At 64.4% G+C, this 19,510-nt stretch carries 15 protein-coding genes; 7 read left to right on the top strand and 8 right to left on the bottom strand.

The annotated features are described in order from the left end of the window. Positions 1–233: 233 nt before the first annotated feature. On the top strand, positions 234–3,365 hold the full coding sequence (locus tag ACQR1B_RS15920) for an HD domain-containing protein (protein WP_434832463.1): 3,132 nt from the start codon (positions 234–236) through the stop codon (positions 3,363–3,365). Between the two features lie 494 nt (positions 3,366–3,859). Next, positions 3,860–4,084, top strand: a complete 225-nt coding sequence (locus ACQR1B_RS15915) for a hypothetical protein (RefSeq protein ID WP_434832462.1) — start codon at positions 3,860–3,862, stop codon at positions 4,082–4,084. Between the two features lie 306 nt (positions 4,085–4,390). Here the strand turns inward: ACQR1B_RS15915 and ACQR1B_RS15910 are convergent, their stop codons facing one another. The 3 genes from ACQR1B_RS15910 to galE all read right to left on the bottom strand — a co-directional run bounded on the left by ACQR1B_RS15910 (position 4,391) and on the right by galE (position 8,055). Continuing rightward, the gene (locus ACQR1B_RS15910) at positions 4,391–5,089 is read right to left on the bottom strand and encodes a fumarylacetoacetate hydrolase family protein (protein WP_434832461.1); all 699 of its coding nucleotides are present in this window, start codon (positions 5,087–5,089) and stop codon (positions 4,391–4,393) included. Positions 5,090–5,133: 44 nt separating this feature from the next. Beyond that, positions 5,134–6,939, bottom strand: coding sequence for an ABC transporter ATP-binding protein (locus ACQR1B_RS15905; protein WP_434832460.1), 1,806 nt, complete (start codon positions 6,937–6,939; stop codon positions 5,134–5,136). 102 nt (positions 6,940–7,041) lie between these two features. Beyond that, positions 7,042–8,055, bottom strand: coding sequence for a UDP-glucose 4-epimerase GalE (gene galE / locus ACQR1B_RS15900; RefSeq protein ID WP_434832459.1), 1,014 nt, complete (start codon positions 8,053–8,055; stop codon positions 7,042–7,044). Positions 8,056–8,185: 130 nt separating this feature from the next. Here galE and ACQR1B_RS15895 point away from each other — a divergent pair, with 130 nt between their 5' ends. Next, entirely contained in the window at positions 8,186–9,232 is a 1,047-nt protein-coding gene (locus tag ACQR1B_RS15895) for a glycosyltransferase family 4 protein (RefSeq protein WP_434832458.1), read from the top strand. Here ACQR1B_RS15895 and ACQR1B_RS15890 read toward each other — a convergent pair. The 3 genes from ACQR1B_RS15890 to waaF are packed head-to-tail and all read right to left on the bottom strand — an operon-like array spanning position 9,214 to position 11,460. Then, complete coding sequence (locus ACQR1B_RS15890; RefSeq protein ID WP_434832457.1) at positions 9,214–9,741, bottom strand: D-glycero-alpha-D-manno-heptose-1,7-bisphosphate 7-phosphatase; 528 nt, start codon at positions 9,739–9,741, stop codon at positions 9,214–9,216. The two genes, ACQR1B_RS15895 and ACQR1B_RS15890, sit on opposite strands and share 19 nt — an antisense overlap. Then, positions 9,742–10,338 carry a D-sedoheptulose 7-phosphate isomerase gene (locus ACQR1B_RS15885; protein WP_434832456.1) on the bottom strand — a complete coding sequence of 199 codons (597 nt, stop codon included), beginning with the start codon at positions 10,336–10,338 and terminating at the stop codon, positions 9,742–9,744. It lies immediately after the preceding gene. Positions 10,339–10,395: 57 nt separating this feature from the next. Then, the gene (gene waaF, locus ACQR1B_RS15880) at positions 10,396–11,460 is read right to left on the bottom strand and encodes a lipopolysaccharide heptosyltransferase II (protein WP_434832455.1); all 1,065 of its coding nucleotides are present in this window, start codon (positions 11,458–11,460) and stop codon (positions 10,396–10,398) included. Between the two features lie 149 nt (positions 11,461–11,609). Here waaF and rfaD point away from each other — a divergent pair, with 149 nt between their 5' ends. From rfaD to ACQR1B_RS15860, 4 genes are read left to right on the top strand one after another with little or no spacing between them, the layout of a single operon-like run. Continuing rightward, positions 11,610–12,590, top strand: coding sequence for an ADP-glyceromanno-heptose 6-epimerase (rfaD, locus tag ACQR1B_RS15875; RefSeq protein WP_434832454.1), 981 nt, complete (start codon positions 11,610–11,612; stop codon positions 12,588–12,590). Positions 12,591–12,627: 37 nt separating this feature from the next. Further along, positions 12,628–14,100: a D-glycero-beta-D-manno-heptose-7-phosphate kinase gene (gene rfaE1 / locus ACQR1B_RS15870; protein WP_434832453.1), complete on the top strand. Its 1,473-nt coding sequence runs from the start codon at positions 12,628–12,630 to the stop codon at positions 14,098–14,100. Beyond that, positions 14,097–15,380, top strand: coding sequence for an O-antigen ligase family protein (locus ACQR1B_RS15865; RefSeq protein WP_434832452.1), 1,284 nt, complete (start codon positions 14,097–14,099; stop codon positions 15,378–15,380). Before rfaE1 ends, ACQR1B_RS15865 begins: the two co-directional genes overlap by 4 nt. Continuing rightward, positions 15,377–17,290, top strand: a complete 1,914-nt coding sequence (locus tag ACQR1B_RS15860) for a polysaccharide biosynthesis protein (protein ID WP_434832451.1) — start codon at positions 15,377–15,379, stop codon at positions 17,288–17,290. The genes ACQR1B_RS15865 and ACQR1B_RS15860 overlap by 4 nt, the downstream gene beginning before the upstream one ends. Here ACQR1B_RS15860 and ACQR1B_RS15855 read toward each other — a convergent pair. Next, entirely contained in the window at positions 17,276–18,286 is a 1,011-nt protein-coding gene (locus ACQR1B_RS15855) for a glycosyl transferase (protein WP_434832626.1), read from the bottom strand. The genes ACQR1B_RS15860 and ACQR1B_RS15855 overlap by 15 nt on opposite strands. Further along, positions 18,286–19,440, bottom strand: a complete 1,155-nt coding sequence (locus ACQR1B_RS15850; RefSeq protein ID WP_434832450.1) for a glycosyltransferase family 4 protein — start codon at positions 19,438–19,440, stop codon at positions 18,286–18,288. Before ACQR1B_RS15850 ends, ACQR1B_RS15855 begins: the two co-directional genes overlap by 1 nt. Positions 19,441–19,510 lie beyond the last annotated feature (70 nt).

Raw genomic sequence — 19,510 nt, 5'->3', positions numbered from 1 at the left:
CCCGCCCTACGCTCGCTTTCCCATGTCGGCCTCTAACGACCGGAGATTGCGCCTAACGGTGTGCAGCCAATCAGCGCCGCGCCCCCGCATCCCAGTTGCCTCGCCCAGATCGCAGCTTGGCCACGTTGCGTGCCAGCTGCGATGCCGTACGTTAATGGCTTGCGTCAAGCGCACACAACAACCTAAGATATTGCCATTATAGGATCAAAAGCTTAAGGCGGCGGGGCGGAAACATGACAGTCGAGATTGCGTTGGATTCGTATCCCGAGGCTCGAGCGCAAGCTGCGACAAAATACGATGGCTTCGGGGTTAGCTTATCCGAAATTAAGAGAACTACCGCTGAATTATTGTCGCAGATTGGGAAGCATGGGTTCTTCGCAGAATATTCTAAGCATGACATAAGTCACATCAACGAAGTGCTTAAGTTAGCCGATTGGCTGGTCGATGATGACACTAAAAAGATAATGTCAGATGCCGACTGGTTCTTGATTACTTTGTCAATATATTTCCATGATATGGGAATGTTAGTTACTAAGAATGAGTTCGAGAATCGAAATCAATCTGGCTTTTCTTCCTTCTGTTCTGAGATTCTATTTAGTGGCCCGCGCGCCGCGGAGTATAGAGCTCGTGTGAATGAGTTGGTGGGGGAGGATCGCGACGTATTTCTCTATCAAGAGTTCGTTCGCTACAATCACGCCAGACGAGTGAGGCAGTGGATTGAGGGAAATCTCTCGCAGTATGTCGGAGTGTCTACTGCGGCGATTGCAGAAGTTCAGCGTGTTCTGTCAAGTCTCGATCCGACTTTACGGCGGGATCTGGCTCTTGTTGCGGAAAGCCATCATCTAGACGATTTGGACGACCTTGCTAAGTATAAAATAGTCCAGCCTTACGGATCAACGGATGCTGAGACTGCCAATGTACAGTACTGCGCTATAATTCTGAGATCTGCTGACCTCCTTCATATGCGACGAGATCGGACGCCCTCCGTTTTGTTTCGGGTAATAAATCCGACCGATCCGATAAGTCAGCGTGAGTGGGCAAAGCAAAATGCCGTGCGGCGCGTCATGCCTCGAATGGGATTGAACGAAGAGCGTTTGCCAGACCCCAAAGCTCCCAAAGATACAATCGAGGTTCATGCCACCTTCACGGAAGAAAATGGCTTTTTTGGCTTGACGTCGTTTCTCACATACGTAGCTCAAGAACTTCGAAAATGTCATGAATGGGCCGAAGGTTCCAAAAAGTCCAGGGCTGCCAAACACTCTTTCATCTGGAAGCGAATTGCGGAGGACCAAATCGAAACCGAAGGTTTTCTAAAGAAGACTTACTCCTTCGATATAGATCAGCACAAGATTCTCGATCTTCTGATAGGGCACACGTTGTACAACGACACCGGAGTCGTCCTTAGAGAGCTCGCGCAAAATGGATTGGACGCTATCCGGTTGCATGAAGAGGAGACTGGAGAAGGAGAAAAAGGCAAGCTGCGGGTCAGCTGGGATAGTAATTCTCGGGTCTTAACCGTCACCGACAATGGTACGGGAATGACCCAGGAGATTATCGAAAAACACCTACTGAAAGTAGGATCGTCCCGGTATCAAGATCAGAAATTCAAGGAGGAACATCCGCGATTTTCCGCCATAAGCAGATTCGGCATCGGCGTTCTTTCTACATTCATGGTTTCAGACGAAGTCGAGATAACTACCTGCTCTCCACATGAGGACAAGGCGCGACGAATTTCGCTTCGCTCAGTGCATGGTCGATACCTTGTTCGATTGTTAGACAAGATCCGGGATCCAGAAGTGGCTTCGTTGGCGCCGCATGGTACGCAGGTGGCCCTCAAGGTCCGATCGACGGCACGGCTTGGTTCTGTTGTGGATATCATGAGGCAGTGGGTAGTAATTCCTCGATGTGAAGTGACTGTCGATGTCGATTCCGGCGCGCCAGTGAAGATTGGATATTCCTCTGTCGCCCAAGCAGTGAGGGCAATTCTCGAAGATGCGGGGCTGTCAACTCAAGGGGATCCACCTCAGTACAAAGTGATATCGTCAGAATTCGAGGGGCTTGAGTTTGCTTACGCGGTGCGATGGTCGCCATCATACCGGGATTGGGCTCTCGCAAATGTACCGCATCGTGAGACGAAGCTATCTGTGGTTCCATGTACTTGTGTTGAGGGCGTAGCAGTTGTTTTCGGGTCTCCAGGACTCGGAACGTCCTCGTTGATTGCTGTGGCTAACGCGCGAGGGCAGGGTGCGCCTAAAACTAACGTAGCGAGGTCGACTCTTGAAGCGACCCCTGAGCGGGATGTTTTGTTGTCAGCCGTCTACCGACAGTATGTTATGCATGTGGCAAATGAAATTAAGCGGCTGATCGAGGAAGAAGGTTATTCGCTCACGTGGGCTGCCAACAATGCAATAATGCTTGTGCCTTTCGATTTTTTGAATCAAAAAGATACGTTGCTTCCGAATGAACTGCGAGAACGGATGAAGGAGCTTCCGGTTTATGTGGTGGAGAAGAATGGGAGGCGGACAAACATATCGTTCAAGGAGCTAGTCAAGGAGCAGATTTTCTGGACTGTGGACTGTCAATTGGTTCATTCGGCTGAAGGTCTTGTGCGAGAGTCAAAGGCAGACTCCACCGTCTCAAGTATAGTCCACGCGCTCGGGGACAAGGCACAAGAGCTTCCTGCAGAAACGATACTGTATAACATGGATGTGAGTAGATTGCTGCGCGACTCGGTTGAGCTTGAATTTGAGCCTGTCGAAGTGCGAACAAGCGACACATTGCGTCGCGTAGATATTCAATGGGGACAAAGGCAGCCAAGTAAGTGGGTCCGAGTGCAGGAGGTTCTTCAGCAAAATCGCTTCCGACTACGAAACCAGCTCGATGAGCGGGTTGTACAATACCTCGCTGAATTCTCAGCGCGATATGGTGGTCGGAGGCATATACCTTTATATAGCCTGTGGCTGGCGGCACCTGATGTTCAGTTCAAAGGTGGCGATAGTTATTGCGGTGTGAGTTCTTACTATCGAACCTTTGTTCGTGGCGACACAATGATCGGTAAATTTCTGCGTGAGTTGGCATTAAAGGCTGATGACGAAGATTGTTGGAGGCGCCTTTCCATTTTTAACGCTGTCTTCGGGGCGATAGTTGGATTTAGGCACGACCGAGTAAATGCTGCGAACTCTAGGCTTCGAAGAATAGCCGCTGATCTGGGCGAAGAATTGGTTCAAGGCAGCGAGAAGTTCTTAGATGCTCTGAGTAGCAGCCCGGTGGGAGTGTTTGATACCTCCATTTGGTCGCAACGTGAGGAAAATTGGGAGGGCGTGAGAGGGCGGCTTACCGATTTTCAGGTGGAGATTCCGTTCTAAGTCGCTGTAGTAGGTATTACATAGACCGAGTAAGTTTGGGTCCTTCGCGATGTACGCGGCGGCTCAGTACTGATCGCATCCCTCAGCTAAATGCGAAGAGTTCTGAAAGTGAGAAAATCCAATTGACAGGTTCGCCAAATCAGCATTACAGTCTCGCCCATCCCGTTGCGCGGTAGGGGACGGTTCGCGGTCGTCACGGACGTTGGCAGCGGGCAGCGGGCAGCGGGCAGCGGGCAGCGGGCAGCGGGCAGCGGGCAGCGGGCAGCGGGCAGCGGGCAGCGGGGAGCGGTGGACGCGGGGCGGCGGCGTGTGATGAGCACGGACGAACGCTTGGCTCGCGGACGGTGAAGGCGTGTGGTTCTGACACTCCGAAGCTAGTGTCAACGTGGCGACGATGCCTAACGGCATCGCGCTGGGGATGGTGGCCAGAAAGCCCGGTGCACCAGGAAGAGCGCGCTATAGCTTGTAAAACCATCGCGCGGGGAGGGCCGGGTGTGTTCGGCCAGACCTGTGGTACCTGCCGCCTGCATTTTTTTGAGCAGGCGGGCCACGGGCGCGGCCAGCGCCCGGCCTTCCTCGCGCCCTCCATGTGGAGAGGGCGGGACTTCGAGCATCACTCGGGCGCGGAAGGCGTCGCGAGAAGGTGGATGCTCGTTCCCCTGACAAGCCCGATGCTGTTTGAGATTGTGGATCAGGTGATGTCGCTTGCGTCGTGGTGAGCTGCGCTCGTGATGATGGAGTGTGAGCGCGCCGCGCGCCGCAAGAGCGGTGCCCACCCTCCCCTGGAGGGGGAGGGTCGCTCGCACGCGAAGCGGGCGAGCGGGGTGGGGTGATCTCTCCGCGGGCGCCGGTGGTCGTGGAGAGATCACCCCACCCCGCCTCACGCGTCGCTTCGCTCCTCATGAGGCGACCCTCCCCCTCCAGGGGAGGGTGATCACGGTGCTTGGCTGTGATCGGGTTTCAGAATGAAAAAGCCGCGCAGGGCGCGGCTTTTTGGAAGTGTTTTGAGGTCGTCGGCGAGCCGCTTACTTCGCCGCCGGCCCGATGCTCACCTTCAGCGTGCCGATGCCGTCGACGCCGCATTCGATCTTGTCGCCGGCCACCACCGCAGCGACGCCCGCGGGCGTGCCGGTCATGATGATGTCGCCGGCCGCCAGTTCGACCTGCTGGGACAGCTTCCAGATGATCTCCGGCACGTTCCAGATCAGCTCGGAGAGCTCGCCGGTCTGGCGCTCGGTGCCGTTGACCGACAGCCAGATCTTGCCCTTCGACGGGTGGCCGATCTTGGAGGCGGGCACCACCGCGGAGCACGGCGCGGAATGGTCGAACGATTTGCCGACCTCCCAGGGGCGCTGCATCTTGCGGGAGGCGAGCTGCAGGTCGCGGCGGGTCAGGTCGATGCCGACGGCGTAGCCGTAGACATGGTCGAGCGCCTTGTCGGTCGGAATGTTCAGGCCGCCGCTCTTGAGCGCGACCACCAGCTCGACCTCGTGATGCATGTCCGTGGTCAGCGGCGGGTAGGGGATGACCGCGCCCTCGGGCGCCAGCATGTCGGCGTGCTTCGCAAAGAAGAACGGCGGGTCGCGCTCGTCATTGCCCATCTCGCGGATGTGCTCGAGATAGTTGCGGCCGACGCACCAGATGCGGCGGACCGGGAAGACGCCGGCTTCGCCTGTGACGGGAAGAGAGGGCTGCGGGAAGGCCGGGATGACGGTGGAGCTCATGAAAGGTCTCGATGCGGTGAAATGGGCTTTTCAGGATGTTGCGGTCACGAAGTTGCGGTCATGGGGATGACGTTCGGCCCCATGTCGCGCTGTTGCAGGCGGAAGAACGAAGCATAGCGGCCGCCACGGCGCAACAGATCGTCATGCCCGCCGCGCTCGACGATGTCGCCGGCCTCGACCACCAGGATGGCGTCGGCGTTCATGATGGTGTGCAGGCGGTGCGCGATCACGATCGTGGTGCGGTTCTGGCAAAGATGCTCGATCGCCTCCTGCACCTGCTGCTCGGATTCGGAATCGAGTGCGGCGGTGGCCTCGTCGAGCAGGATGATCGCGGCATTGCGGATCAGCGCGCGGGCCACCGCGATGCGCTGGCGCTGGCCGCCGGAGAGCTGGGTGCCGTGCTCGCCGACCGGCGTGTCATAGCCGAGCGGGAAGCCCATGATGAAGTCGTGGGCGCAAGCCGCCTTCGCCGCCTCGATGATCTCGGCCTCGGTGGCGCCGGGCTTGCCGAAGGCGATGTTGGCGCGGATCGAGTCGCGGAACAGATAGACGTCCTGGCCGACATAGGCCGTCTGCTCGCGCAGGGAGCGGCGCGACACCTGCGCGATCGACTGGCCGTCGATCAGGATGTCGCCTTCGGTGGCCTCGTAGAACCGCAGCAGCAGCGCCAGCACCGTCGACTTGCCGCCGCCGGAGGGGCCGACCAGCGCGGTGACCTTGCCGGGCTCGGCCGTGAAGCTCATGCGGTTCAGCACCGGCTCGTTGTCGCGATAGGCGAAGGACACGTCGCGCAGCTCGATCCTGGCCTGCGACAGCGTCAGCGCCGGCTTGTCGTCGTCGGGCTGCTCGCTGGCGGGGCTGTCGACCACTTCGAGCAGCATGCGGGCGCCGACCAGCTGGCTGTTGAGGTCGATGTTGAGCCGCGCCAGCCGCTTCGCCGGCTCGGTCGCCATCAGGAAGGCGATCATGAACGAGAAGAACTGGCCCGGGGTGGCGTCGAGCGCGACCACGGAATAGCCGGCATACATCAGGCAGCCGGCGACGGCGAAGCCGCCGAGCATCTCCATCAGCGGATTGGACCGGTTCGACACCCGCGCCATCTTGTTGGCGTTGCGCTCGACGACGGCGATGTTCTCGTCGATGCGCGCGCGCATCGTGTCCTCGAGCGTGAACGCCTTGACGGTGCGAATGCCCTGCAGCGATTCCTGCATCGTCTCGAGGATGTCGGCGGTGCCGGTGAACTGGCTGTAGGCGAGGCCCTTGATGCGCTTGACCAGCTTGCGCAGCACCAGCATCGCCGGCGGGACCACGAGCAGGCCGAGCAGCGACATCCAGGGATCCTGCATGACCATCACGCCGATCATGGCGATCAGGGTCACGAGATCGCGCCCGACGGCGTTGATCAGCATGTTGAGGATGTCGGTGATCGACTTGGCGCCGGAGGTGAGGCGGGCCAAGAACTCGGAGGAATGGCGCTCGGAGAAGAAGCCGACGCTCTCGTTCATCAGCTTGGCAAACAGCTGCCGCTGATTGTTGGCGAGGATGGCGTTGGAGATCTTGGACAGGATGACGGCGTAGCCGTAGGTGGTCACGCCCTTGACGAACAGCAGCAGCACGGTGACGCCGGAGAGCACGACGATGCCGGGGATGCTCTTCTCGACATAGGCCTTGTTGATGACCTGGCCGAGCACGTAGGTCGCCGCGGCGCTCGCTCCGGCGGCCACCGCCATCAGCGCGAAGGCCGTGAGATAGCGGCGCCAGTAGACGATGCCCTGTTCCATCACGAGGCGGCGGATCAGGATCGCGGCGCCATAGGGATCGTCGGTGATCTTCTTCGGAAATTCGGCCATTCTGGTCCCTGGCCGCGCGGGCAAATCGCCGGGCGGACAAGAGTGCTTGCCCGCTCGGGCCGGCTTTTTCAAGCCCCCCGGTCTCCGGCTAAGTGCTTGATTCTAGGCCGAGGCCCGCTGCAGCGCGCCGCTGTTGCGTTCCAGGGACAGTTTCTCCTCCCAGGCCAGCGCATGTGCCGCGATTGTGTCCAGATCGTCATAGGCCGGCGTCCAGTCGAGCAGCGACCGCAGACGGCTGGTATCGGCGACCATGGCCATCATGTCGCCCGGCCGGCGCGGGGCGTATTGGGTGGGAATGGCGCGGCCGGAGACGCGGCGGACCGCCTCGATCGTCTCCAGCACGGAATAGCCGCGGCCGTAACCGCAATTCAGCGTGACCGAACGGCCGCCGGCGCGCAGATAGGCCAGCGCGGCGCGGTGCACCTGGGCGAGGTCGCTGACATGGATGAAATCGCGCACGCAGGTGCCGTCCGGCGTCGGATAATCGGTGCCGTAGACGTCGATCTTGGCGCGCTGGCCGGTGGCGACCTCCATCGCGATCTTCATCAGATGCGTGGCGCCGACGGTGGCGAGGCCGAGGCGGCCGTGCGGATCGGCGCCAGCGACGTTGAAGTAGCGCAGCACGGCGTAGTTCAGGTCATGCGCCGCGGCCGTGTCGTGCAGCATGATCTCGGTCATCAGCTTCGAACTGCCATAGGGCGAGGTCGGGCGCGTCGGCGCGGTCTCGGGCACCGGAACCTGGTCCGGATTGCCGTAGACGGCCGCGGTCGAGGAGAAGATGAAGCGGCTGACGCCGCGCTTGACCGCCGCATTCAAGAGGCTGCGCGTGGTCATGGTGTTGTTGCGGTAATACAGCAGCGGGTCGCGCACCGATTCCGGCACCACGATCGAGCCCGCGAAATGGATGATGCTGTCGACGCCGTGCTGGCTGATGACGCCGTCGACGAGGTTTTCGTCGCCGGCATCGCCGATGAACAGCGGCACCTCGCTCGGCACGAAGCCGGAAAAGCCGGTCGAGAGGTTGTCGATCACCACGACGCTTTCGCCGGCTTCCGCCAGCGCCAGCACCATGTGGCTGCCGATATAGCCGGCGCCGCCGGTGACAAGCACGGTCATTGTTTGACGCGATCCCTGTTTGTTTTGCCGCACACTAACGCCCGCGAAATGAAGGACCGGTTGCGGGGATTGCGAACTGGCGGCCGTGCTTAATGTTGCGTATAGGGAACCGGTAGAATTGGAGTTGTTGGTGCAAGCCGAGCCGTTTTCCGCCGCCGATCTCGACGTCATCGTGCCGAACCTGCACCGCCGCTATTCGGGCGTGACGGCGACCAACCGCATGGTGGCGCCGAAGCTGGCGAGGCTGGTGCGGGCGGCGTGGCTCGGCTCATACGCCCCGGAGGGGATTGCGCGGATGCGCGCGCGCGATCTCCTGAAATTGTGGGGCCGGCGCCGGCCTTTGATCTGGCACGCGCGCCGCAACGACGAGATGATCGTGGGCGTTCTCCTGCGCGCGCTCGGCTGGCCGTTCAAGCTGGTGTTCACTTCGGCCGCGCAGCGCCATCACAGCTGGATCACGCGCTGGCTGATCCGGCGCATGGATGCGATCATCGCCACCAGCGACATCTCGGCGTCCTATCTGAAGCGCGACGCGACTGTCATCACGCATGGCGTCGATACCGAGATCTACGCGCCGCCGGTCGATCGCGCCGCGGCCTTCGCCGAAAGCGGATTGCCGGGCAAATACGCGATCGGCTGCTTCGGCCGCGTCCGCGCGCAGAAGGGCAGCGACGTGTTCGTCGCGGCGATGTGCCGGCTGCTGCCGCGCTATCCGGATTTCTCCGCGGTGCTGGTCGGCGCCGTGACGCCGGAGCAGATGCCGTTCGCTGGCGAGCTACGAAAGCAGATCGCCGCCGCAGGCCTGGAGCAGCGCATCGTCATCACCGGCGAGCTCGACATCGGCGACGTCCAGCGCTGGTACCAGCGCCTGACCATCTACGCCTTCACCTCGCGCAACGAAGGCTTTGGCTTGACGTTGATCGAGGCGATGGCCGCGGGCGCGGCGCTGGTCGCAGCGCGGGCGGGAGCCGCCGAGATCGTGGTCGAGGACGGCGTCACGGGCGTATTGGTGCCGCCGGGCGAGGTCGATGCGCTGGCGGCCGCGTTGGAGCCGCTGATGCGCGATGCTGATGCGGCGCGGGCGATGGGCGAGCGGGCGCGGGCGCGCGTGGTGGAGAAATTCAGCCTCGAGGCCGAGGCCGACAAGATCGCGGCCGTCTATCGCCGGCTGGTCTGAGCGATGACCTCAGTGACGAACGCATCGAGGTCGCCGCCCGCAAACAGGAAGCCGGGCAGGCCGGCGGCTTCGGCAGCGGCCATGTCGGATGCGCGGTCGCCGATCACGAAGCTGCCCTCGCGCCGGACCGGCCAGTGCGCCATCAGATCGAGGATCATGCCCGGCGCCGGCTTGCGCCACGGATGCTCGCGCAGATAGCGGTCGACGGAGCCCTCGGTATGGTAGGGGCAGTAGCGGATGTCGTCGATCACGGCCCCCTGCGCCGCAAGCTCGGCGCGCATCCAGTCATGCAGGCTCAGGACGTCCTCCTCGCCGAACAGCCCGCGCGCGACGCCGGACTGGTTGGTGAACAGGAAGACGTGATAGCCGGACTCGTTGAGTCGCCGGATCGCGGGGGCCACATTGGGCATCCAGCGGATGCGCTCGGGCGAGCCGATGTAGTTGTCATCGTGATTGATGACGCCGTCGCGATCGAGAAACGCCGCCGGCTTGAGCTGAAGGGTCGACATCTAGGGCTCGCCTTGCATCAGCGCTGCCTCGACCGTCTCGCAGATGCCGTGCGCGGTCGCGAGATGGATCTGCTGGATCAGCGGGGTGTCGTCGCTGGGGGCGACCAGCAACTCGTCGCACAATTCGCCCATCGCGAGGCCCTTGGTGCCGGTGAAGCCGACGGTCATCAGTCCACGCTCGCGCGCCTTGCGCAGCGCATTGAGAATGCTGGGCGAGCGTCCGGAGGTCGAGATCGCCAGCAGCACGTCGCCGCTGACGCCGAGGCCCTCGACCTGGCGCGCGAACACATGATCGAAGCCGTAATCGTTGCCGATCGCGGTCAGCGCCGAGGTGTCGGTGGTCAGTGCGATCGCGGCATAGGCCGGCCGCTCCTGCCTGTAGCGGCCGACGATCTCGGCCGCGATGTGCTGCGCATCCGCCGCGCTGCCGCCATTGCCGACGATCAGCAGCTTGCGGCCGGCGCTGAGCGCCGCGACGATGGTCGCCGCGATCCGCCCGGCGCTGGCGAGCATCGCGGCGTCATCGGCCGCGCGCTCCATGGCCGCGCGGGAGTGGGCGAGATGGCTGGCGATCAGGTCGTCCGGTGCTGACGTCACGATGGCGGCTCGGGTTGCGATGGGGCCGGTGTATTGGGCTCGCGGGCGCTTCGCAAGCTAGGGGGCGACCGGCCTCGCCGCGTCCGCCAGCACGCGCTGCGCGATGGCGGCCACCTCGGTCGCGGGAATGTCGCGCATGCAGCGGTGGTCGTTCATCCGGCACACCGGCCGGTGGCAGGGCTGGCAGGGGACCTGGGTCTTGGTCTGGACGGTCGCGGCAAGGCCGTTCAGCGGCGCCCAGTGGTAGGGGCTGGTGGGGCCGAAGATGCCGATGGTCGGTGTGTCCAGTGCGGCGGCAACATGCATGAGCCCCGAATCATTGGAAATCGCCACGCCGGCCGCGGCCATGGCCAGGACGCCGTTGCGCAGCTCCGTTCCGGTCAGGTCACGGACCGCGGGGCCGCCGGTGGCGACGATTTCGGCCGCCAGCGCCTTTTCGCCGGGGCCGCCGACCACCCAGACGTCCAGCCCCGCGGCAATCAGCAGCCGCGCGGCCTCGCCATAGAACGGCCAGCGTTTGCCCGAGCCAACCGAGCCCGGCGCCAGCGCCACCGCCGGCCGGCTGCCCAAGCCATGGGCTTCGCGCCAGCGCGCGACGTCCTCCGGCGGCACCCGCAGCTGCGGGACTGGCCATTCCGGCGGCCGTGGCGCGCGGTCCGGCAGCGCCAGCGCGGCATTCTTGTCGATCAAGCGGGGCAGTGCCTTCTCGCCCCAGCGCCAGCGGTTCACCAGCCCGAACCGCGCCTCGCCGACGAAGCCGACCCGCTCCGGGATACCGGCGAGGGCGGGCGCGAGCGCCGACTTCCAGGTCCGCGGCATCACCAGGGCAGTCCGATAGTGGCGTTCGCGCAACAGGCTGGCGAGCTGCCATTGACGGGCGAGGGCGAGCCGGCTGCGCGGCAGGTCCCAGACGATGCCGGAACGGACGCCGGGCATGTAATCGACCAGCGGCGCGCACAGCGAGGTCACCAGCAGGTCGACGGGACGATTCGGCCAGCGCTGCTTGAGCACCCGTACCACCGTGTGGCCGCGCACGAAATCGCCGATCCACATATAGGGGATGATCAGGATCGGGCTGGTGTCCGCCGCGTCCACCTCGATCTTGGGCGAATTCAAATTCATTCTTTGTCTGCCTGGCTCCGGCGCGCTGGTACCCGCTCGGCCGCCGCAGGTAAAGTGGGCAGAGCGGGCGCTCACCAAAGCGCTTACACTTTGGTCCCGCATGCGCTACGCGGAGGCCGGGTTTTTCGGGATCAGGGACGGGTTGCTGAATGTTGCTGGTGACCGGCGGCGCCGGCTTTATCGGATCGAATCTGGTCGCGGCGCTGAACGATGCCGGCCGCACCGACGTCGTCGTCTGCGACACCCTCGGCAGCGAGGGCAAATGGCGCAATCTCGCCAAGCGCCAGCTGGCGGATGTCGTGCCGCCATCCGATCTGGGCGAGTGGCTGAAGGGGCGCCGGCTCGATGCCGTCCTGCACATGGGCGCCATCTCCGCCACCACCGCCGTCGACGGCGACCTCGTGATCGAACGCAATTTCCGGAGTTCCTTGCGCCTGCTCGACTGGTGCACGGCGAACACCACGCCGTTCATCTATGCCTCCTCGGCCGCGACCTATGGCGACGGCGCGCAGGGCTTCGTGGATGATTCGTCGCTGGCTGCGCTGAAGATGCTGCGGCCGATGAATCTCTACGGCTGGAGCAAGCACCTGTTCGACATGGCGATCGCCGCGCGTGTCGCGCGCGGCGACCGGCTGCCACCGCAATATGCCGGGCTGAAATTCTTCAACGTGTTCGGTCCCAACGAATACCACAAGGGATCGATGATGAGCGTGCTGACGCGCCGCTTCGACGACATCAAGGCAGGCCATACCCTGCAGCTGTTCAAGTCGCATCGCGACGGCATTGCCGACGGCGACCAGCGCCGTGATTTCATCTATGTCGACGACGTCGTGCGCGTGATGCTGTGGCTGCTGGCCTCGCCCTCCGTCTCCGGGCTCTTCAACGTCGGCACCGGCCAGGCGCGCAGCTTCAAGGACATGATGCTGGCGGTGTATGCCACGCTCGGCGCGACCCCGCGGATCGAGTACGTCGACATGCCCGAAGCGATTCGCGGCAGCTACCAGTATTTCACCCAGAGCAAGGTCGACCGCCTCGTGGCCGCCGGCTACAACGGCGGCTTCACGTCGCTCGAGGATGCGGTCGCCGGCTATGTCCGAGACTATCTCGATTCCTCCGACCGCTTCCGCTAGACGACTGTTCGCTCCACCCGCACCGAGACTGCCGCTGATGTTCGATTTTGACGATCTCTCGCAAGCGATCGCCCGCCAGACGGTGCTGTGCGTCGGCGACCTGATGCTCGACGAATTCGTCTATGGCGAGGTGTCGCGGATTTCCCCCGAAGCGCCAGCGCCTGTCATTGCGGTTCAGCGCAGCGAGACCAATGTCGGCGGTGCCGGCAATGTCGCGCGCAACATCGCGGCGCTCGGCGCGCGCTGCATCTTCGTCGGCCTCGTCGGGCAGGATGCCGCCGGCGACCAGCTCGAGGCGGAGCTCGCCAAGGTGGGCGGCATCGAGAGCGTGCTGGTGCGCGATTCGTCGCGGCCGACGACGCGCAAGGTGCGCTTCGTCTCCGAGCATTTTTCCACGCACATGCTGCGTGCCGATTGGGAGCGCGCCGCGCCGGCGTCCGGCGACATCGAGCAGAAGCTGATCGCGGCGATCCTGCCGCTGATCGCGCAGGCGGACATCGTGCTGCTGTCGGACTACGCCAAGGGGGTACTGACCGCGCGGGTGCTGCGCAACGTGATCGACGCGGCGCGCAAGGCGGGCAAGCGCGTGATCGTCGATCCCAAGAGCGCGAATCTGGCGATCTACCGCGGCGCGAGCGTGCTGACGCCGAACCGCAAGGAGTTTTCGGAAGCCACCCGCAGCCGCGCCGAGACCGGGCAGGAGATCGCCGCGGCCGCGCAGGATGCGATTGATCTCGCCGACTGCGAGGCGATCCTGGTGACGCAGAGCGAGCGCGGCATGACCCTGGTGCCGCGCCAGGGCGATCCGATCCACGTGCCGGCCTATCCGGTGAAGGTGCGCGATGTCTCCGGCGCCGGCGATACGGTGGTCGCCGTTCTCGCCGCAGCGCTCGCGGCCGGTGCTGGCTGGGAGGATGCGTTGCGGATGGCAAGCGCAGCAGCGGCGGTGGCCGTCAGCAAGCAGGGCACCGCCAGCGTGACGTCAGCCGAATTGCGCCGGAAGATCCTGCCGCATGCCTACCGCGCGGCCGAGGAGAAGATCATCCGGAGCGACAGCGAGCTCACGGACCGCGTCGAGGCATGGCGAACTGACGGCCTGCGGGTCGGCTTCACCAATGGCTGCTTTGACATCCTGCATCCCGGCCATGTGAAGGTGCTGACCGCGGCGCGCGCCGCCTGCGATCGGCTGGTGGTCGGGCTGAACAGCGATGCCTCCGTCAAGCGGCTAAAGGGCGAGAGCCGGCCAGTGCAGGACGAGCGCGCGCGCGCCGAGGTGCTGGCCGCATTGGAGGCCGTCGACCTCATCGCGATCTTCGAGGAAGACACGCCGCTGCGCCTGATCGAGCTGGTCCGGCCCAGCGTGCTGGTCAAGGGCGGCGACTACACGCGCGAGCAGGTGGTGGGGCACGAGGTCGTCGAGGCCGGCGGCGGCGCGGTGCTCCTGATCGACATCCTGCAAGGACACAGCACGACGGCGCTGGTCGACCGCGCCCGGAGCGAGGCGCGATGAGCACGCTGGCAGGTCATCCCCGCCCGGCGCTGCTGGCGCGAAGCTGGCGCGATCCGGCGGCGTGGCGGACAACGGTCGATGTCGTTGCGGTCCTGCTCGCGGCGTCGCTGCCGTGGTCGACCTCGCTGGTGTCGATCCTTGGCGTGGTCATGCTGATCACGATGCTGCCGTATCTCGACGTCGAGCGTCTGTTGCAGATCCTGAAGCGGCCGATCTCGCTCGCACCGATTGCGCTGTTCGTGCTGGCGCTGGTGGGAACGCTTTGGTCGGACGCGGCCTGGGGCGCGCGGCTCTATGCGGTCGGACCGGCGGCCAAGCTTCTGGTGCTGCCGGCGCTGCTCTATCATTTCCAGCGTTCCGAGCGCGGCCTGTGGGTCTTCACCGCATTTCTTGCCTCCTGCGTCCTGATGGTGGTGATGTCGACGGCGGTCGCGTTCAATCCGGCATTGGCGCTGAAGGCCAATGCCGACCGCGGCATCTTCGTGAAGAACTACATCGACCAGGGCCAGGAATTCTCGCTCTGCGCGGTGGCGCTGGCCTATCCGATCGCGCAGTTGCTGAACGCACGCCGTTTCGTGCCGGCGGCCATCCTCACCGCGATCATGATCGCCTTCCTGGCGAACATGATCTTCATCGTCGTCTCGCGCACTGCGCTCGTCACGATCCCGATCCTGCTCGCGGTGTTCGGCCTGATCCACTTGAAATGGCGCGCCAACCTGCTGATCGCGGTGAGTGCCCTCATGCTAGGTGTGGCTGCGTGGTCCGTCTCGCCGCAATTGCAGGGCAAGGTCGCGACGTTCACGACGCAATATCAGGACTACACGAACGATCGCGGCGTCACCTCGATCGGCGAGCGGTTGGAGTTCTGGCGCAAGTCGCTGCGCTTCTTCGCCGAAGCGCCGCTCATCGGCCACGGTTCGGGCTCGACGCGCCATCTGTTCGAGCTCGCCGCGAGCGGCCGCACCGACCTTGCTGCCGGCACGGTGGTCGGCAACCCGCACAACCAGACGCTCTATGTCGCGATCCAGTGGGGGGCGCTCGGGATCGTCATTCTCTACGCAATGTGGGCCGCGCATCTCCTGCTGTTCCGCGGCGATGGCCTCGTGCCGTGGATCGGGCTTCTCGTGGTCGTGCAGAACATCTTCACCTCGCTGTTCAACTCCCATATCTTCGATTTCCACGAGGGATGGATGTATGTGATCGGCGTCGGCGTTGCCGGTGGCATGGTACTGCGTTCGAAGACGCAGGCGGACGCGGCGCAGGGGCGGGTCGTGACATGATGCGCCTGTCGCAACTGAACTCCCGGAACATGCTGATTGCCGCGCATGACCTGCTGGTCAGCGTGGTGGCGCTGTTCGCTGCGTTCTATATCCGTTTCGAAGGCGCCAGTACGTTCTGGGAGCGGGTGCCGCTGCTGCTGCAGATCCTGCCTTACTTCATCGGCTTCAGCTTCGTCGTCTTCTACTTCTCCAACCTGCTGACCACGAAGTGGCGCTTCACCTCGCTGCCCGATGCGCTCAACATCGTGCGCGTCGCGACGGTGCTGACGCTGGCGCTGCTGGTGCTCGACTACATCATCGTCGCGCCGAACGTCCGCGGCACCTTCTTCTTCGGCAAGCTCACGATCATCCTTTATTGGTTCCTGGAGATCTTCGCGCTGAGCGCGCTGCGCTTCGCGTATCGCTATTTCCGCTATACGCGGGTGCGCCGTCACGCCAGATCGGAGGATGCCGCGCCGGCACTGCTGATCGGTCGTGCGGCCGATGCCGAGGTGGTGTTGCGGGGCATCGAGAGCGGGGCGGTCAAGCGGATCTGGCCGATCGGCATTCTGTCACCGTCGATCGCTGATCGCGGCCAGTTGATCCGCGGCGTTCCGGTGCTGGGCGGTATCGACGACGTCGAAGACGTCGCGGCCGACTTCGCGCGGCGCGACAAGCCGATTGCGCGCGCTTTGATGATGCCGTCCGCGTTCGAGCCCGACTGCCATCCGGAGACCTTCCTGATGCGGGCGCGCAGGCTGCGGCTGATCGTCAGCCGCCTGCCGTCGCTGGAGAGCGGCGATGCGCCCCGGCTCGCGCCCGTCGCGGTCGAGGACCTCCTGCTGCGGCCGAGCGAGAAGATCGACTATGGCCGGCTGGAAGCGCTGGTGCGGGGCAAGGCGGTCGTGGTCACCGGCGGCGGCGGTTCGATCGGCGCCGAGATCTGCCAGCGCGTCGTCGCCTTCGGCGCCGCCCGGCTGCTGATTCTCGAGAACTCCGAGCCTGCGCTCTATGCGATCACCGAGGTGCTCGCGGCCGACCCCGAGGCTGATGTCGCCGTCGAGGGCCGCATCGCCGACATCCGCGATCGCGAACGGGTGTTCGCGCTGATCGGCGAGTTCGAGCCTGACCTGGTGTTTCACGCCGCGGCGCTGAAGCATGTGCCGATCCTTGAGCGCGACTGGAGCGAGGGCGTCAAGACCAACATCTTCGGTTCGATCAACGTCGCCGATGCCGCGGTGGCGTCGGGCGCCGAGGCGATGGTGATGATCTCGACCGACAAGGCGATCGAGCCGGTGTCCATGCTCGGTCTCACCAAGCGCTTTGCCGAGATGTATTGCCAGGCGCTCGATCGGCAGCTCGCCGAGCGGCCGGCGGGCCGGCCGCCGATGCGGCTGATCTCGGTGCGGTTCGGCAATGTGCTGGCCTCGAACGGCTCGGTGGTGCCGAAGTTCAAGGCGCAGATCGAGGCGGGGGGCCCGGTGACGGTGACGCATCCGGACATGGTGCGCTACTTCATGACCATCCGCGAGGCCTGCGATCTCGTGATCACGGCGGCGTCGCATGCGCTGGCGCCGGAGCGGCCGGGCGTTTCGGTCTACGTGCTGAACATGGGGCAGCCGGTTCGTATCGTCGAACTGGCCGAGCGCATGATCCGCCTGTCCGGTCTGCAGCCGGGCTACGACGTCGAGATCGTGTTCACGGGCATTCGTCCGGGCGAGCGCCTCAACGAGATCCTGTTCGCGAGCGAAGAGCCGCCGATCGAGATCGGTGTGGCCGGCATCATGGCGGCGACGCCGAACGAGCCGCCGATGCCGACGCTGAAGGCGTGGATCGCCGCGCTCGATCAGGCCATCGCGCGCAACGATCCGGTGACGATCAAGTCGGTGCTGAAGGATGCCGTGCCGGAGTTCGGATCAAGCGCCGCGTGAACGCGGCTGCGAGAACCGGTGGAGCACGAAGGCGACTGCGCCAAGACCGACCACGACAAGAATGGCGTCGGCCGTCATCGAGCGCAGTGCGATCGAGACGGCGGCCAGGATGGCGAGGACGATATTCAGGGCGAACACCTCGCCGACCACGCGCGAGATGGTGAAGCCGTTGTCGGTGGCGCGCTGATAGAAATGCGTGCGGTGCGCGGCCCAGAACGGCTCGCGCCGCGCCATGCGCCGCAGCAGGGTGAAAGTGGCATCGACGAGATAATACAGCGGCAGCAGCAGCGCCGCGACGATGGAGCCCTGCCAGGCGAGATGCAGCAGGCCCCAGCCGAGCAGCAGTCCGATCGGCAGGCTGCCGACATCGCCGAGAAAGACTTTGGCGACGGGGCGATTGAACGGCGCGAAGCCGAGCAGGGCGCCGCCCAGCGCGGCGGCGATGGCCGTCGCAGGCCAAGGTAGTGCGTCCGAGATGCCGAACAGGACGAGCGCCGCCGTGATCGGCACGGCCTCCGCCACGGTCATCAGGTCGAGCCCGTCCATGAAGTTGACGAGGTTGACGAACCAGAGGCCCGCGATCAGCAGCAGCGTGCGCTCGATTGCCAGCGGAATGGGAAACAGCCTGAGATCATCCGGCGCGGTAAAGACCACGAGGCCCACGGCGAGCCCCTGCAGGATGAACCGCGGCAGCACCGGAATCGGTCTGATGTCGTCGACCAGGCCGATGAGCGCCAGCATTGGAACGGCGATGAACAGCATCGTCAGCGGCGCGAAGCCCATCACGGATGCAAACGCGCCGCCGACCACGAGCGTTGCGCCGACCACGGCAATGCCGGCACCCTGTGGCGTCGGGATCTTGTGCGATGAGCGGGCATTGGGCCGCGCCAGTGCGTAGCGCTGCAGCAGCGGGCGCAGCAGCACGATCAGCACCGCACACATCACGGCGGCGAGCAGGGCGATGGCAAGGAGGATTGCGGCCGGATGGGCGATCATCATCGCGCGCCCGATGACGAGGTGAGGCGATCATAGAGCGCGACCACCGAGCGGCCGATGATCCTGGCCGAGAGCTTGTCTTCGACGAGCTGCCGCGCGGCCGCGCCATAGCGGGCGCGCAGCTCCGGGGACGCCGCCAGTTGCGCCATCGCCTGGGCGAGCGCGGCTGCATCCTCGACCGGGACCGATAGGCCGGTCTGACCGTGGATTGCGATCTCCCGGCACCCGGGTGCGTCGGTGGAGATCAGAGGACGGCCACAGGCGGCGGCTTCGAGCAGGCTCACCGGCAGTCCTTCGCGATGCGACGGCAGCACGGCGATGTGGCAGCGGCGCCAGAGCTCGGTGATGTCCTTGATCTGGCCGAGCAGGGTGATGCCCGGCTCGCTGCGCCAGGCCTCGACCTCCTCGGCCGAAACCGATGCGGGGTTGGCCGGATCAGGGGAGCCGGCGATCAGCAATTGATGGTCGTTCCCCTGCTGGCGCAGCATCCGGTGCGCGGTGACCAGAGCGCGGATGCCCTTGTCGCTCAGCAGCCGTCCCGCGAAGCCGAAGGTGAGCGGTCCGTCCGGCTCGGGCAGCGGCTGGAACCGATCGGTGTCGACGCCGGACCCCGGGATCAGTGTGATCTTGTCGGCTCGGACGCCCATCAGCTGCAGCGCGTCGCGGTCATCCGGATTCTGCACCAGCACGCAGCTCGGCGCCCGGTTCATCAGCCGGGGCAGCAGCCACAGCAGGCCCTGCTTGAGCAGGCGCGAGCGCCAGCTCGTCGAGGTGAAGACATAGCCGAGGCCGGTCATGGCGTTGACGGCCGGCGTGGCCTGACCGAGCGCGGCCAGGGAGCCGAGCACGCTCGATTGCAGCCCGGAATGGTGGACGATATCCGGCTTGATCGCGGCTTCGACGGCCCGGATGGCGCGAACCGTGGGCAGGGCCGACGACGGCGACAGCCCGCCGCGCCGGAACGGAATCGGGTGCAGGACGAAGCGCTCGGCGGCGATCGCGGCCGCGCCGGCGTTGACGTTGGTCGCCACATGCACCTTGTAGCCGGCGTCGCGCGCAGCACGCGCCATCGGCAGGCGATGCATCAGGAAGGCGAAATCCTCGTTGGCCACGTAGAGCAGACGTCGCGGCGGAGCGGGGCGGGGCGGGGGCATCGAACTCACGATCTCGAACGGTCGAAGCGCCGTATAGGCCAAGAGCGGGCCTCGCGCGAGCCGTTATCTG

This window comes from Bradyrhizobium oligotrophicum, assembly GCF_051168495.1.
GTDB classification, from domain to species: domain Bacteria; phylum Pseudomonadota; class Alphaproteobacteria; order Rhizobiales; family Xanthobacteraceae; genus Bradyrhizobium; species Bradyrhizobium oligotrophicum_A.
This window is presented reverse-complemented; position numbering and strand designations above follow the sequence as displayed.